The sequence below is a fragment of the Streptomyces sp. W1SF4 genome (genome assembly GCF_003950035.1).
In the GTDB taxonomy this organism is placed as follows: Bacteria; Actinomycetota; Actinomycetes; order Streptomycetales; family Streptomycetaceae; genus Streptomyces; species Streptomyces racemochromogenes.
In genome coordinates, this window is the sequence record NZ_CP034350.1 from 6,105,848 (window position 1) to 6,119,698 (window position 13,851).

Annotated in this window: 13 protein-coding genes and 1 pseudogene; 9 read left to right on the forward strand and 5 right to left on the reverse strand. The window is 70.7% G+C overall.

Features of this window, described 5'->3' with window-relative positions:
* Positions 1–98: 98 nt before the first annotated feature.
* From D1J60_RS28455 to D1J60_RS28465, 3 genes and pseudogenes are all read left to right on the forward strand, one after another.
* Positions 99–527, forward strand: a pseudogene (locus D1J60_RS28455) (flavoprotein); the annotation flags it as partial.
* 200 nt (positions 528–727) lie between these two features.
* Positions 728–1,858, forward strand: coding sequence for a winged helix DNA-binding domain-containing protein (locus D1J60_RS28460; protein ID WP_125823020.1), 1,131 nt, complete (start codon positions 728–730; stop codon positions 1,856–1,858).
* Positions 1,859–1,903: 45 nt separating this feature from the next.
* A complete protein-coding gene (locus tag D1J60_RS28465) occupies positions 1,904–3,583 on the forward strand; it encodes an AMP-binding protein (RefSeq protein WP_125823021.1) in 1,680 nt (559 codons plus the stop codon).
* Between the two features lie 131 nt (positions 3,584–3,714).
* Here D1J60_RS28465 and D1J60_RS28470 read toward each other — a convergent pair whose 3' ends face one another.
* Positions 3,715–4,203 (reverse strand): glutathione peroxidase, encoded by a 489-nt coding sequence (locus D1J60_RS28470; protein WP_125817995.1) that lies wholly within the window; start codon positions 4,201–4,203, stop codon positions 3,715–3,717.
* Positions 4,204–4,298: 95 nt separating this feature from the next.
* Positions 4,299–5,180: a hypothetical protein gene (locus tag D1J60_RS28475; RefSeq protein WP_125823022.1), complete on the reverse strand. Its 882-nt coding sequence runs from the start codon at positions 5,178–5,180 to the stop codon at positions 4,299–4,301.
* A 267-nt stretch (positions 5,181–5,447) separates the two neighbouring features.
* On the opposite strand from D1J60_RS28475, the gene gcl reads away from it, so the two are divergent.
* Positions 5,448–7,235 (forward strand): glyoxylate carboligase, encoded by a 1,788-nt coding sequence (gene gcl / locus D1J60_RS28480; protein ID WP_125823023.1) that lies wholly within the window; start codon positions 5,448–5,450, stop codon positions 7,233–7,235.
* 205 nt (positions 7,236–7,440) lie between these two features.
* Positions 7,441–8,127: an alpha/beta hydrolase gene (locus tag D1J60_RS28485; protein WP_125823024.1), complete on the forward strand. Its 687-nt coding sequence runs from the start codon at positions 7,441–7,443 to the stop codon at positions 8,125–8,127.
* Between the two features lie 381 nt (positions 8,128–8,508).
* Here D1J60_RS28485 and D1J60_RS28490 read toward each other — a convergent pair whose 3' ends face one another.
* The 3 genes from D1J60_RS28490 to D1J60_RS28500 form a co-directional block, all read right to left on the reverse strand.
* Positions 8,509–9,966, reverse strand: a complete 1,458-nt coding sequence (locus D1J60_RS28490) for a catalase (protein WP_125605315.1) — start codon at positions 9,964–9,966, stop codon at positions 8,509–8,511.
* Positions 9,967–10,209: 243 nt separating this feature from the next.
* Entirely contained in the window at positions 10,210–11,109 is a 900-nt protein-coding gene (locus tag D1J60_RS28495; RefSeq protein ID WP_125823025.1) for a 2-hydroxy-3-oxopropionate reductase, read from the reverse strand.
* Positions 11,110–11,184: 75 nt separating this feature from the next.
* Positions 11,185–12,018: a TIM barrel protein gene (locus tag D1J60_RS28500; RefSeq protein ID WP_125823026.1), complete on the reverse strand. Its 834-nt coding sequence runs from the start codon at positions 12,016–12,018 to the stop codon at positions 11,185–11,187.
* 125 nt (positions 12,019–12,143) lie between these two features.
* Between D1J60_RS28500 and D1J60_RS28505 the strand changes: the two genes are divergently transcribed.
* The 4 genes from D1J60_RS28505 to uraH all read left to right on the forward strand — a co-directional run bounded on the left by D1J60_RS28505 (position 12,144) and on the right by uraH (position 13,850).
* Positions 12,144–12,395 carry a thiamine-binding protein gene (locus D1J60_RS28505; protein ID WP_125598709.1) on the forward strand — a complete coding sequence of 84 codons (252 nt, stop codon included), beginning with the start codon at positions 12,144–12,146 and terminating at the stop codon, positions 12,393–12,395.
* Complete coding sequence (locus tag D1J60_RS28510) at positions 12,392–12,796, forward strand: helix-turn-helix domain-containing protein (RefSeq protein ID WP_125823027.1); 405 nt, start codon at positions 12,392–12,394, stop codon at positions 12,794–12,796. The genes D1J60_RS28505 and D1J60_RS28510 overlap by 4 nt, the downstream gene beginning before the upstream one ends.
* A 146-nt stretch (positions 12,797–12,942) precedes the next feature.
* Positions 12,943–13,458, forward strand: a complete 516-nt coding sequence (gene uraD, locus D1J60_RS28515; RefSeq protein ID WP_125598703.1) for a 2-oxo-4-hydroxy-4-carboxy-5-ureidoimidazoline decarboxylase — start codon at positions 12,943–12,945, stop codon at positions 13,456–13,458.
* A 2-nt stretch (positions 13,459–13,460) separates the two neighbouring features.
* Entirely contained in the window at positions 13,461–13,850 is a 390-nt protein-coding gene (uraH, locus tag D1J60_RS28520) for a hydroxyisourate hydrolase (protein WP_007267387.1), read from the forward strand.
* The last annotated feature ends 1 nt before the right edge of the window (position 13,851 follow it).

Here is a 13,851-nt window from a genome sequence, read left to right on the forward strand (position 1 = left end):
CCCGCCCCTACGCACAGCAGGGGCCACCTCGTCGACGTCTACCGGGCCCGGCGGATCGCCGAGACCTGCGCCGCCCAGGACGTACGCCGCCCCGCCGACCACAGGGTCTCGAGTTCCTCGACGCTTGGGCGATCGAGGGGCGGACCGGGTACCCGGTCCGGTCCGCCTGGCGCTCGCCCGGCGAGGCGCGGACCTACCCGCGGGCCGATGCCATCGCGGTCGCGCCGGCCACGTTCAACACGGTCAACAAGTGGGCCGCCGGCTTCGCCGACAACCTCGCGCTCGGCATCCTCTGCGAAGCCCCCGGCATGGGCATCCCCACGGTCCTGCTGCCCTATGTGAACACCGCGCTCGCCGCCCACCGGGCCTACCGGCGCAGTATCGACGAGCTCCGCGAGATGGGCGTGCTGATCGGCAGCTACGAGCCCCACCGCCCGAAGTCCGGCGGCGGGGCCGACCGCTTCCCGTGGGAGGAAGCGGTCGATCTGCTCACCCCGCTCCTCCGGACCGGGGCCGAGCCGCAGTGAACGCGCTTGGGCGGCCCTCGCCGAGATCTCCGGATACATCCCGTACCGCCTGTTCGAGCGGGTGCAAGAGCACCTCGACGTCGTCCTGGAGCGTTGACGCGGACCGACCGCGGGAGGGGCGGCGGTTGGGTGGTTCGGCAGAATTGCCGGTCGGGTCGTTGCGGACAGGGGGTGTCCGCTATCGGGGATAGGTTGCCGGTATGGCTTCCAGGACGAATCCCGTGCTCGACACCCGCGCGCTGAACCGTGCCACGCTCGCCCGCCAGCTGCTGCTGAGCCGCGCCGAGATGTCCCCCGAGGACGCCGTCGCGCACCTGCTCGGACTCCAGGCGCAGAACGTGAAACCCCCGTACTTCCAGCTCCACGCCCGGCTCGCCGGGTTCCGGCCGGAGGCGTTGGCCCGGCTGATGGAGGAGCGGAAGGTCGTCCGGATGGTGACCATGCGGTCCACCATCCACACCCACACCGTCCGGGACGCGCTGGGACTGCGGCCGCTCGTGCAGGGGGCCCGCGACCGGGAGGTCGGCTACTTCCGCAAGGGGCTCGTCGGCGTGGACCTGGAACGGCTCGCCCGGCGCGCCCGGGCCTTCGTCGAGGCCGAGCCGCGCACCATGGGGGAGATCCGCGAGGAGCTGCTGCTGGAGTGGCCCTCCGCCGACCCGCAGGCGCTGGCCGTCGCCGCCCGCTGCCTGCTCCCGCTCGTGCAGGTCACCCCGCGCGGGGTGTGGGGCCGCAGCGGGCAGGTGCGGCTGACGACGGTGGAGGCCTGGGTGGGGGAGACCCCGCAGGAGCGCGCGTCGGACGGCGTCGACGACGTCGTGCTGCGCTACCTGGGTGCCTTCGGGCCCGCCTCCGTCAAGGACATGCAGACCTGGGCCGGGCTCACCCGGCTGCGCGAGGCCTTCGAGCGGCTGCGCCCGCGGCTGGCCGCCTTCCGCGACGAGAACGGCATCGAGCTCTTCGACCTGCCCGACGCGCCCCGCCCCGACGCCGGCACCCCGGCGCCGCCCCGCTTCCTCCCCGAGTTCGACAACCTGCTGCTCTCCCACGCCGACCGCTCCCGCGTGATCCCCCCGCAGGCCAAGGGCCGCAGCTGGACCGGGAACCAGGCCCACTGCACCCTCCTCGTCGACGGGTTCCTCGCCGGCCTCTGGCGCATCGACGACGCCGGCGGACGGCCGCGCCTGACCGTCGAGCTCTTCGGTACGCGGACACGGCCGGGGAAGGAGGAGAAGCAGGAGAAGGAAGAGATCGTCGCCGAGGGCGAAGCCCTGCTCGCCGCGATGGGCGGCGCGCCCGGGCCCGTCCGCTTCGGGTCAATCCACGGCTGACGCCGCCCTGGTGGAGGTCCCTCCCGGCGCGGCACGATGCCTCTCATGACGGAGAACAGCGCCACCGAAAGCTTCCAGGCCGCGCGGGACTTCCTGCTCGAACACCGCGGGAAGTACGACGCCGCCCACGCCGGCTTCACCTGGCCCCGCCCCGAGCGCTTCAACTGGGCCCTCGACTGGTTCGACCACATCGCGACGGGCAACGGCGCCGACGCCCTGCGCATCGTCGAGGAGGACGGCACCAGTCGGTCCGTCTCCTTCGGGGAGATGGCGAACCGGTCGGACTCCGCCGCCAACTGGCTCCGCGCCCAGGGCGTCGCCGCCGGCGACCGGATCCTCGTCATGCTCGGCAACCAGAGAGAGCTGTGGGAGGTGATGCTCGGCGCGATGAAGCTGCGCGCCGTCGTCATCCCCGCCACCCCGCTGCTCGGCCCCGCCGACCTGCGCGACCGGGTCGACCGCGGCCGGGTACGCCACGTCATCGCCCGCGCCGAGGACACCCACAAGTTCGACGAGGTTCCCGGCACCTACACCCGCGTCGCCGCCGGGACCGAGGTCCCCACCGGGTGGCGGCGGCTGGAGGACATGTACGCCACCGACTGCGACTTCACCCCGGACGGCGTCACCCTCGCCACCGACCCCCTGATGCTCTACTTCACCTCGGGCACCACCGCCAGCCCCAAGCTGGTCGAGCACACGCACGCCTCGTACCCGATCGGACACCTGTCCACCATGTACTGGCTCGGGCTGCGCCCCGGCGACGTCCACCTCAACATCGCCTCGCCCGGCTGGGCCAAGCACGCCTGGTCCAACATCTTCGCCCCCTGGAACGCGGGCGCGACCGTCTTCGTCCACAACTACACCCGCTTCGACGCCGAGCGCCTCATGGCCGAGATGGACCGCGGCGGCGTCACCACCTTCTGCGCCCCGCCCACCGTCTGGCGGATGCTGATCCAGTCCGACCTCACCAAGCTGCACAAGCCCCCGCGCGAGGCCGTCGCCGCCGGCGAGCCGCTGAACCCCGAGGTGATCGAACGGGTCCGGGACGCCTGGGGCATCACCATCCGCGACGGCTTCGGCCAGACCGAGACCACCCTCCAGGTCGGGAACTTCCCCGGCGCCGAGGTGAAGCCCGGGTCCATGGGCCGCCCCGCGCCCGGGTACGAGATCGTCCTGCTGGACGCCGTCACCGGCAAGGAGTCCCCCGTCGAGGGAGAGCTGTGCGTGGACCTGCGCCATGCCCCCGCCGGGGTGATGACCGGCTACCGCGACGATCCCGAGCGCACCGCCGAGGCCATGGCCGACGGCCTCTACCGGACCGGCGACATCGCCTCCCGCGACGCCGACGGCTACCTCACCTACGTGGGCCGCGCCGACGACGTCTTCAAGGCCTCCGACTACAAGATCAGCCCGTTCGAGCTGGAGAGCGCCCTCCTGGAGCACGAGGCCGTGGCCGAGGCGGCCGTCGTCCCCGCCCCCGACGAGCTCCGCCTGGCGGTGCCGAAGGCGTACGTCACCCTCGCCGCCGGCTGGGAGCCCGGCGAGGAGACCGCCCGGGCGCTCTTCGAGCACTCCCGGGCGGTCCTCTCCCCCTACAAGCGGATCCGGCGCATCGAGTTCGCCGAGCTTCCCAAGACCGTCTCCGGCAAGATCCGCCGGGTCGAGCTGCGGGAGCTCACCGCGGCCGGCTCGACGCGCGAGTACGACGAGGCCGACCTGGGCTAGGTACGGCGTACGGGCCTACGGGCGTACCGGCCCGAGGCGTACCGGCCCGAGGCCCACGCGCCCGAGGCCCACGCGCCCGAGGCCCACGCGCCCGAGGCCCACGGGCCTGCGGCCTGCGCGGCCCAGGGGCCTCAGCCCGGCAGCTGCGCCTCGATCGCGGCGATGACCTCGGGGGCCTCGGGCTCGGTGCGCGGGCGGAAGCGCGCGACGACCTCGCCGGCGGGGGAGATCAGGAACTTCTCGAAGTTCCACTGGATGTCCCCCGCCTCACCCTCGGCGTCCGGGGTCTTCACCAGCTCCTGGTAGAGGGGGTGCCGGTTCTCGCCGTTCACCTCGGACTTCTCCAGCATCGGGAAGGTCACGCCGAAGCCGGCCGCGCAGAAGGTCTGGATGTCCTCCGCGGTGCCCGGCTCCTGCCCGCCGAACTGGTTGCAGGGCACACCGATGACGGTGAAGCCCTTCTCCTCGTACTTGAACTGCAGCCGGGCCAGTCCCGAGTACTGGGGGGTGAGCCCGCACTGGGAGGCGGTGTTCACCAGGAGGATGGCCTTGCCCCGGTGGGCCGCCAGGCTGGTGGGCTCGTCGTCCAGGGTCGTCAGCGGGATGTCGTACAGGCTCATCGGGCTCTCCTCGGCGGGGGAAGGGGCGTCGGGACGGTGTTCACGATGGCGTCCGAGACGTCGAACGTCGATACGGACATCAACAGCCCCAGAGCCTAGGCCCCCATTCCCACCAGCCGGTCCGCCGGGTCGTTGACCGGCTGCGGCATGCCCGTCAGGTCCATCACGAACAGCGGTATCCCCAGGTCGTCCGCCCGGCTCCGAGCCTCCTCGGTGTACCCGGCCAGGGAGAAGTAGACGCTGGTCGCGGAGGCCGTCAGGCCGTTCAGCCACACGCATTCCACCGCCCGCAGCCCGGCCGGCGCCGTGGTCGGGTCCACCTGCGCCACCACCCCGGGCGCCCGCAGGTCCACCACCGCCGACGGGATCGGGACCTGGTCGGGCTGGCGCACGTCCTGGAAGCCGAGCCAGCGCAGGTACAGCGCGGCGGTGACCACCGCGTCCCGCGCGGTACGGATGGTCACGGGCCGGAACGCCGGCCGCGACACCGCGGGCTGCCCGGTGGCGGGGGCGCCCGTCCGGGGCCCGGCGCCGCCCGCACCCTCCGGGTCGCCCGGGCCACCCGCACCGTCGCCGGGCTCCGCCCGCCCCGCGTCCCGCCGTACGCCGTCCCGCGCGCCCGCTGCCGCGCCCCCGCCCGACGCGCCGGTGTCCCCGGCAGACGCCCCGGCCTCCCCGGCCTCCCCGGCCGGCCGGTCCGCCGGCGGCCGCTCCACCGGATGCACGGGCACCCGTACTACCGTCCCGCAGGAGCCGCAGCCGACCTCCGGGTGCGGCCACTCGCTCTCCCGCCCGCAGGCCGCGCAGCGCACGGTCACCCAGGCCTCCGACCAGTTGCGGTGCGTGAGGGGGACGGCCGGGGCGGCCAGGTCCAGGGGCGGTGCGACCGGGCTCCCGCAGGCGCAGGGATAGACCGGGACGCTGTAACCGTTCTCGCGCCGGCACGAAGGACAGCGCACCGGTACCGCTTCCGCCATGAGACCTGGACCCCCTCCGTCGCTGTGCGTGGCTCCATGCTCCACCACCGGCGACCCCGGCGGGACGAGGACCGGCCGATTCACGCCGATCCGGCTCCGGGCCCGGTCATTTGTACAACTCACCGAACGCAATGCGGCTTTTGGTGGGTTCGGGGGTGCCTCGGCGCCTTGACGTGCGCGAAGTCGCGCCTTAGCTTGTTCCGTATAGCAGAACAAAAATTCCGGATGACGGAAAAAGTCTGACCGCCAGACCCGCAGGAGAACCTGATGCCTCGTATGACAGCCGCCGCTGCCGCAGTTGAGATCCTCAAGCTCGAGGGTGTCGAACAAGCGTTCGGCGTGCCCGGTGCTGCGATCAACCCGTTCTACCGCGAGCTCAAGAACGTGGGCGGCATCGCGCACACGCTGGCCCGCCACGTCGAGGGCGCCTCGCACATGGCCGAGGGCTACACCCGTGCCCAGGCGGGCAACATCGGCGTCTGCATCGGTACCTCGGGCCCGGCCGGCACCGACATGATCACCGGCCTGTACTCCGCCATCGCGGACTCGATCCCGATCCTCTGCATCACCGGTCAGGCTCCGGTCTCGAAGCTCCACAAGGAGGACTTCCAGGCCGTCGACATCGCCACCATCGCCAAGCCCGTCACCAAGGCCGCCACCACGGTCCTGGAGGCCGCGCAGGTCCCCGGCGTCTTCCAGCAGGCCTTCCACCTGATGCGCTCCGGCCGTCCGGGTCCGGTCCTGATCGACCTGCCGATCGACGTCCAGCTGACCGAGATCGAGTTCGACCCCGAGACCTACACCCCGCTGCCGGTCTACAAGCCGCAGGCCAGCCGCGCCCAGGCCGAGAAGGCCCTGGGCTTCCTGCTGGAGGCCGAGCGCCCGCTGATCGTCGCCGGCGGCGGCATCATCAACGCCGACGCCTCCGACCTGCTGGTCGAGTTCGCCGAGCTGACGGGCATCCCGGTCATCTCCACCCTCATGGGCTGGGGCACCATCCCGGACGACCACGAGCTGGCCGCCGGCATGGTCGGCGTCCAGACCGCGCACCGCTACGGCAACGCCACGTTCCTGGAGTCGGACACGGTCATCGGCATCGGCAACCGCTGGGCCAACCGTCACACCGGTTACAACCTGGACGCCTACACCAAGGGCCGCAAGTTCGTCCACGTCGACATCGAGCCCACCCAGCTGGGCAAGATCTTCGCCCCCGACTTCGGCATCGCCTCCGACGCCAAGGTCGCCCTGGAGCTCTTCATCGAGGTCGCCAAGGAGTGGAAGGCCGAGGGCAAGCTCCCCGACTTCTCCGCCTGGGCCGCCTCCGCGCAGGAGCGCAAGGCCACCCTGCAGCGCCGTACGCACTTCGAGAACATCCCCATGAAGCCGCAGCGCGTCTACGAGGAGATGAACAAGGCGTTCGGCCCGGAGACCCGCTACGTCACCACCATCGGCCTCTCCCAGATCGCGGCCGCGCAGTTCCTGCACGTCTACAAGCCGCGCCACTGGGTCAACTGCGGCCAGGCCGGCCCCCTCGGCTGGACCATCCCGGCCGCCATCGGCGCCGCCACCGCGCAGCCGGACGTCCCGGTCGTCGCCCTCTCCGGCGACTACGACTTCCAGTTCATGATCGAGGAGCTGGCGGTCGCCGCCCAGCACAAGGTCCCCTACGTCCACGTCCTCGTGAACAACGCCTACCTGGGCCTGATCCGCCAGGCGCAGGGCGGCCTCGGCATCAACTTCGAGGTCAACCTCGAGTTCGAGAACATCAACACCCCGGAGATCGGCGTCTACGGCGTCGACCACGTCAAGGTCGCCGAGGGCCTGGGCGTCAAGGCCATCCGCGTCACCGACCCGGACAAGCTGGGCGAGGCCTTCGAGGAGGCCAAGAAGCTGGCGCAGGAGTTCCAGGTCCCGGTCGTCGTCGAGGCCATCCTGGAGCGCGTCACCAACATCGCGATGAGCAAGACGGTCGACATGAGCGACGTCACCGAGTTCGAAGAGCTCGCGACCGAGCCGGGCCACGCCCCGACCGCGATCAAGGCCCTCCAGGTCTGATCACACCCCGTACGCACCCCGCGGCCCCCGTTCCTCCACCCGGAGGGGCGGGGGCCGCGGGGCGTTGGGGGGTACGGGGCCCGTGGGCGTGAGTGAGGGGGCCGTCGGGATGCGGGGCGGCGGGGACTGGTGTGGACTGCTGGGGGTGGCCGGCGGGCTGTGGAGTCCGTGCGGGGCGCGGTCGTCCTACCGGAGGAGCACGTACATGTCGCCGAGCAAGCCGAGCATCGTCTTCGCCCACGGGCTGTGGGCCGACGGGTCCTGTTACAGCAAGCTGATCCCGGTCCTCCAGAGCGAGGGCCACGAGGTCGTCTCCGCGCAGAACACCCTGGACTCCCTGGAAGGGGACGTGGACGCCGTCCACCGTGCCCTGGGGCGCGTCAGCGCGCCGGCCGTCCTCGTGGGGCACTCCTGGGGCGGGTACGTCATCACCGCCGCCGGTACGGACGAGCGGGTGAAGGGGCTCGTCTACGTCGCCGCCCTGGGTCCGGACGCCGGCGAGTCCCCCGAGGAGCTGATCGGGAAGTTCGACCCGCCGCCGCTCTTCTCCCACCTGGACAACGAGGACGGGCGCATCTGGATCGCCCGTGACGGCATCTCCCACTTCTGCGGGGACCTGCCCCAGGCGGAGCAGCAGCTGGTGTGGGCGACGCAGGGCGCCCCGCGCGCGGAGGTCCTGGGCTCCAGGCTCGACGAGCCGGCCTGGCGGACCCGGCCCAGCTGGTTCCTCGTCGCCACGCGGGACCACGCGGTCAACCCGGAGCTCCAGCGGTTCTGCGCTCAGCGGATGGGGGCCACCGTCGCCGAGGTCGAGTCCTCGCACACCCCCATGCTGTCCCGGCCCGAGGCGGTCCTGGACCTGATCCGGACGGCGGCCCGCTCGGTGGGGTGAACGGCAAAGAGCCGAGTCACGGGACCGTCCGTGACTCGGCTCTCTGGTTGTTACCGCCCGACGGAGCGAGGCTGGCGCGACAGGACGTTCGCACCGCCGGGCGGAGTCGGAAGGTTCTCCTCCATACGGAGGGGGCCCTGTGCGTGGCCCCTCTGTACAGAGGAGTGGCTGGGACCGTGGCGGTCGGGCGACGAGAACTCCGGCGTCGTCTCCCTCAGGTCAAGAGACGGGCCTCGGAACCCATTACCACCGCACTGGCTCGCTCGCCCGCCACGGTCCTCGTCCTGCCCCCACCGCGTACCACCCCTCATCCGGGTCCGCGGTGCGGGCTCGGCACCCGGGACCTGACCTCCCGTCAGGCCCCCGGTGCAGCTTGTCGGCTCAGGCGTCGCGCAGGGCGCGGACGGCCTCCTCGACGCGGCGGCCGTAGTCGGCGTCCGCGGCGTGGAAGTGAGCCAGGTTCTTCTCGATGACGTCCTCGAGGGTGACCTGAGACAGGCCGCCGGCGATGTTCGCCACCAGGCGCTGCTTCTCGGCCTCCGACATCAGGCGGTAGAGCTCACCGGCCTGGAAGAAGTCGTCGTCCTTGGTGTGGGCCGGGGCCTCGTGGGTGCCCGTGTAGCCGGAGACGGCCTTCGGGGCACCGAGGGCTATGCCGGTCTCGGCGGGGCCCTGGTACGAGTTGGGCTCGTAGTTCTTGTCGTGGCGCGAGCCGTTGCGCAGCGCCATGACGCCGTCGCGGCCGTAGTTGTCGGCCTTCGTCGCCTTCGGGGCGTTGACCGGCAGCTGGGTGTGGTTCACGCCGAGGCGGTAGCGCTGGGCGTCGGCGTACGCGAACAGGCGGCCCTGGAGCATCTTGTCCGGCGAGGCGGTGATGCCCGGGACGAAGTTGTTCGGGGAGAAGGCGGACTGCTCGACCTCGGCGAAGACGTTGTCCGGGTTGCGGTCGAGGACCAGGCGGCCCACGCGCTGCAGCGGGTAGTCGGCGTGCGGCCACACCTTGGTGAGGTCGAACGGGTTGAAGCGGTAGTCCGCGGCCTCGGCGGCGGGCATGATCTGGACGTAGAGGGTCCAGCTCGGGTTCACGCCGCGCTCGATCGCCTGGAGCAGGTCGGTCTGGTGCGAGTTGGCGTCCTGGCCGACGAGCTCGGCGGCCTGCTCGCCCGAGAGGCAGCGGATGCCCTGGTTCGTCTTGAAGTGGTACTTGACGAAGAAGGCCTCGCCCTGGGCGTTGGTCCACTGGTAGGTGTGGGAGCCGTAGCCGTTCATGTGGCGGTAGGAGGCCGGGATGCCGCGGTCACCCATCAGCCAGGTGATCTGGTGCGTGGCCTCGGGGGCGTGCGCCCAGAAGTCCCAGACGTTGTCCGGCTCCTGCTTGCCCGTGAAGGGGTCGCGCTTCTGGGAGTGGATGAAGTCGGGGAACTTGATCGGGTCCTTGATGAAGAACACCGGGGTGTTGTTGCCGACGAGGTCGTAGTTGCCCTCTTCGGTGTAGAACTTGAGCGCGAAGCCGCGCGGGTCGCGGACGGCGTCCGCGCCACCGAGGGAGTCGGCCACGGTGGAGAAGCGCAGGAAGGTCTCGGTCTTCTTGCCGACGGTGTTCAGGAACGCCGCGCTGGTGTACGCGGTGACGTCGTCGGTCACCTCGAAGTAGCCGTACGCGCCCGAGCCGCGGGCGTGCACGACGCGCTCCGGGATGCGCTCGCGGTTGAAGCGGGCGAGCTTCTCCAGGAGCTGCTGGTCCTGGATCAGGAGCGGGCCACCGACGCCGGCGGTGGCGGAGTTCTGGTTGTCGGCGACCGGGGCGCCGGACTCGGTCGTCAGCGTGCGCTTCGACATGGTGACCTTCCGTACGGGTAACTGCTGACGGAAAGCGTCTTCCGTCATGCGGAACAGCCTAATTTCGGCGTGAACTCGACGTCAACAGTTTGTTTAAAAGAAAGAGAGAGGAGAGGTGATCCGGACGGTGCCGGCACTTGGGCGCGACAGGACAGGTGTCAGCACCGGCACCATCCGGAAACTCAGGCCCCCGTCAGGGCGGGGGGAGGGCGGCCGGCCCGGGGGAGCTGGCCGCCGCGGGGATCAGACCTGGGCGCCGGAGAGGCGCTCGACCGCGCGCAGCAGCGCGGAGTGGTCCAGGCCGCCGTCACCCTGGGCGCGCAGCGAGGCGACCAGCTGGGCGACGACCGCGCCGACCGGCAGGGCCGCACCGACGTTGCGGGCGGCGTCGGTGACGATGCCCATGTCCTTGTGGTGCAGGTCGATCCGGAAGCCGGGCTTGAAGTCGCGGTTCAGGAAGTTGTCCTTCTTGCGGGTCAGGACCGTGGAGCCGGCCAGACCGCCGTTGAGGACGTCGAGGGCGGCCTCGAGGTTCACGCCGGACTTCTCGAGGAAGACGACGGCCTCGGCGCACGCCTGGATGTTCACCGCGACGATGAGCTGGTTGGCGGCCTTCACCGTCTGGCCCGAGCCGTGCGGACCGCACAGCACGATGACCTTGCCGAGGGTCTCCAGGATCGGGAGCGCGGCGTCGAAGTCGGCCTGCTCGCCACCCACCATGATCGACAGCACGGCCTCGATGGCGCCGGCCTCGCCGCCGGACACCGGGGCGTCGATGACGCGGATGCCCTTCTCGGCGGCGTTCTTCGCCAGGTCGACGGAGGTCTGCGGGGTGATCGACGACATGTCGATGATCAGCGCACCGGACTTGGCGTTCTCGAGGATGCCGTTCGGGCCGTAGTTGATGGCCTCGACCTGCGGGGAGGCGGGCACCATCGTGATGATGACGTCGGCGTCGGCGACGGCCTCGGCGATCGAGCCGGCCGCGGTGCCGCCGGCGGCGGCCAGGCGGTCCAGCTTGTCCTGCTCCAGGGTGAAGCCGGTGACCGAGTAGCCGGCCTTGAGGAGGTTCTCGGACATGGGGGAGCCCATGATTCCGAGGCCGATCCAGGCGATCTTCGGGAGCGCAGCGGAGTTGCTCATGATGAGGGTCCTTCTCTTAATGCTTCGTACGAAAAGTGCGTGAGGTGCCTGGCCGATCGCCCGGACTTCGTCCTCTTACTTGGCGGCCCGGGCCTCGGCCGGGAGCCAGTCGAAGGACGCGGCGGCGTCGGCGGCCTTGTACTCCAGGCCGACAAAGCCCTGGTAGCCGGCCTTCTTCAGCTGGTCGAGGAGGTCCTCGAGGGGCAGCTCGCCGGTGCCGGGGGCACCGCGTCCCGGCTTGTCCGCGATCTGGACGTGCCCGGTCTTGGCGGCGTACTTTTCGATGACCTCGGAGAGGTCCTCATCGTTCATCGCCAGGTGGTACAGGTCGAGGAGGAACTTGGCGTTCCCGAGGCCGGTGGCCTCGTTCACCTTGTCCACCACCTCGATGCCGGCCGGGGCGCTCACCAGGGGGTAGAGCGGCGACTCGGGCTTGTTGAGGGTCTCGATCAGGAGGATCGCGCCCACCCGGTCCGCGGCCTGGGCCGCGACGACCAGGTTCTTCAGGGCCAGCTCGTCCTGGACCGCCGGGTCCACGCCCTCGACGCGGTTGCCGTACAGGGCGTTGAGCGCCTTGCAGCCGACCGAGGCGGCGAAGTCCGCCGCCACGTTGATGTTGGCGTTGAAGCGGTCCGACTCCTCGCCGGGGACCGATACCGCGCCGCGGTCCGGGCCCGGCAGCCGGCCGGCGTAGAAGTTCAGTCCCACCAGCTGGGTGCCGGCGTCCTCAAGAGCCTTCTTGAGGGCGTCCAGCTCCTCCTGAGCGGGGGTGGGGGTCTCGATCCAGGGCCACCACAGCTCGACCGCGGTGAAGCCCGCCGCGGCGGCGGCCGCGGGGCGCTCCAGGAGCGGGAGTTCCGTGAAGAGGATCGACAGGTTCACATCGAAGCGCTGGTCCGTGTATCCCATGAGGGGTGTGCGCTCCTTCCGTATTGCGGAAGTTATTTTCTGCTTGATGGAAGACTGCAAGCCGACCGTCGTACTTGTCAAGTGCGGGCTCCCGGAATCTCAGGACTGCCGGGTAGCTTGGCGGCGTGCGATTGAGAGTTGAGTTCACGACCGAGCCCTTCGACCTCGAAGAGGCTCCCGCCCACGCCGTGGCCGCCCGCGAGGTCATCCAGAAGGCCGAGCTGGACGCGGTCGACGTCGGCCCGTTCGGAAACACCGCCGAGGGCGACTCCGACCGGGTGCTGACCGCCGTCGCCGCGCTGCTGCGCGACTCCCTGGACGCCGGCGCGACCCGCGTCTCGCTCCAGGTCAACGTGATCGGGGAGGACGGCGCATGACCGAGCCCCGCGACCACCCCTTCGTCGCCGCGGTCAAGCCGCTGGTGGACGCGATGGGCGGCGAGATGATGGACCCCGCCCTGGCCGAGCCCGACGACGTCGTGCTCGCGTGGGAGGGCCAGGAGCTGCTGGCCGTGCGCCTGCCCCAGCTCTCCGACTCGCTGGACCGCATCCTTGCCGTGCTGGAGCGCCGCCACGGCGTACCGTTGGCGCAGCTCGACCGCAAGGCCAAGCAGGACGTGGTGCGGATACTGGAGGCGCGGGGCGCCTTCTCGGTGCGGCACGGTGTGGAAACGGTCGCGAGCGCCCTGGGCGTCAGCCGTTTCACGGTCTACAACTACTTGAACCGGGACGCCGCAGCTCAAACGAAGCCCGAAAAGACAGCCAAGGGTGAGGATTGAATAACCCGTGGTGACGAGCCGCCGCCCAATTCACCCGGGCGGCGGCTTTTGTGTACGGGAAGTTTCAACAAAGTGTTGACGCGGTGTTGTGGAGGGCGTTAGCTATGCGCAGCCCGTCAAGCAACAACAGGCCACGGAGGCCTACCGTGACTTCGAGTCCGACCCCGGGTCTCACCCGGTTCAACGCCTTGGACGACAGCGCGGCCACGGCCGAGCTCCACGAGGTGTGCGCCAGTTCGGCGTGGGGGAGCAAGATGCTCGCCCAGCGCCCCTTCGCCACCGCCGACGCCCTGTTCGCCGCCAACGAGTCCGCCATGGCGGAACTCACGGCGCAGGACCTGGGCGAGGCGATGGGAGGCCACGCGCCGATCGGCCGGCCGAAGCCGGGAGACCCGACCTCCGCCCGCGAGCAGCGTGGCATGGCCGGTGCCTCGGAGGAGCTCAAGACCGAGCTCCTGGAGCTGAACCTGGCCTACCAGGAGAAGTTCGGCCACGTCTTCCTCATCTGCGCCACCGGTGCGACCGGTGAGTTCATGCGGGACGCGGTCAAGGTCCGGATCGAGAACAGCGCCGAGCAGGAGCGAGAGATCGCCCGCGGCGAGCTCGTGAAGATCAACCGGATCCGCCTGACCCGCCTCGCCGAACTCGCAGAAGGAGAGTGACCATGAGCACCGAGACCACCGCGTCGGTGTCCACCCACATCCTGGACACCAGCATCGGCCGCCCCGCCGAGGGCGTCGCCATCTCCCTGTCGGCCCGCGCGGGCCTCGACGGCGAGTGGGCGGCCCTGGGCGGCAGCGCCACCGACGCCGACGGACGCTGCAAGGACCTGCCGGCCCTGCCGGAGGGCACCACACACGTACGTCTCGACTTCGAGACCGAGACGTACTTTTCGAAGAAGCAAGCCGAGGCGCAGCAGGACGCCCCCCGCGTAAGGGACAGCGGTGCGTTCTTCCCCGAGGTAACCATCACCTTCGCGGTGAACCCGGGCGAGCACTACCACGTACCGCTGCTGCTCAACCCGTTCGGCTACTCCGTTTACCGAGGGAGCTAGC

What these genes read in the sequence shown, in the direction of transcription:
- D1J60_RS28465 (WP_125823021.1), top strand. Translation starts at nt 1,904, where the DNA reads ATGACGGAGAACAGCGCCACCGAAAGCTTCCAGGCCGCGCGGGACTTC.
- D1J60_RS28470 (WP_125817995.1), bottom strand. Translation starts at nt 4,203, where the DNA reads ATGAGCCTGTACGACATCCCGCTGACGACCCTGGACGACGAGCCCACC.
- D1J60_RS28500 (WP_125823026.1), bottom strand. Translation starts at nt 12,018, where the DNA reads ATGGGATACACGGACCAGCGCTTCGATGTGAACCTGTCGATCCTCTTC.
- D1J60_RS28495 (WP_125823025.1), bottom strand. Translation starts at nt 11,109, where the DNA reads ATGAGCAACTCCGCTGCGCTCCCGAAGATCGCCTGGATCGGCCTCGGA.
- D1J60_RS28510 (WP_125823027.1), top strand. Translation starts at nt 12,392, where the DNA reads ATGACCGAGCCCCGCGACCACCCCTTCGTCGCCGCGGTCAAGCCGCTG.
- gcl (WP_125823023.1), top strand. Translation starts at nt 5,448, where the DNA reads ATGCCTCGTATGACAGCCGCCGCTGCCGCAGTTGAGATCCTCAAGCTC.
- D1J60_RS28460 (WP_125823020.1), top strand. Translation starts at nt 728, where the DNA reads ATGGCTTCCAGGACGAATCCCGTGCTCGACACCCGCGCGCTGAACCGT.
- D1J60_RS28475 (WP_125823022.1), bottom strand. Translation starts at nt 5,180, where the DNA reads ATGGCGGAAGCGGTACCGGTGCGCTGTCCTTCGTGCCGGCGCGAGAAC.
- D1J60_RS28490 (WP_125605315.1), bottom strand. Translation starts at nt 9,966, where the DNA reads ATGTCGAAGCGCACGCTGACGACCGAGTCCGGCGCCCCGGTCGCCGAC.
- uraH (WP_007267387.1), top strand. Translation starts at nt 13,461, where the DNA reads ATGAGCACCGAGACCACCGCGTCGGTGTCCACCCACATCCTGGACACC.
- D1J60_RS28485 (WP_125823024.1), top strand. Translation starts at nt 7,441, where the DNA reads ATGTCGCCGAGCAAGCCGAGCATCGTCTTCGCCCACGGGCTGTGGGCC.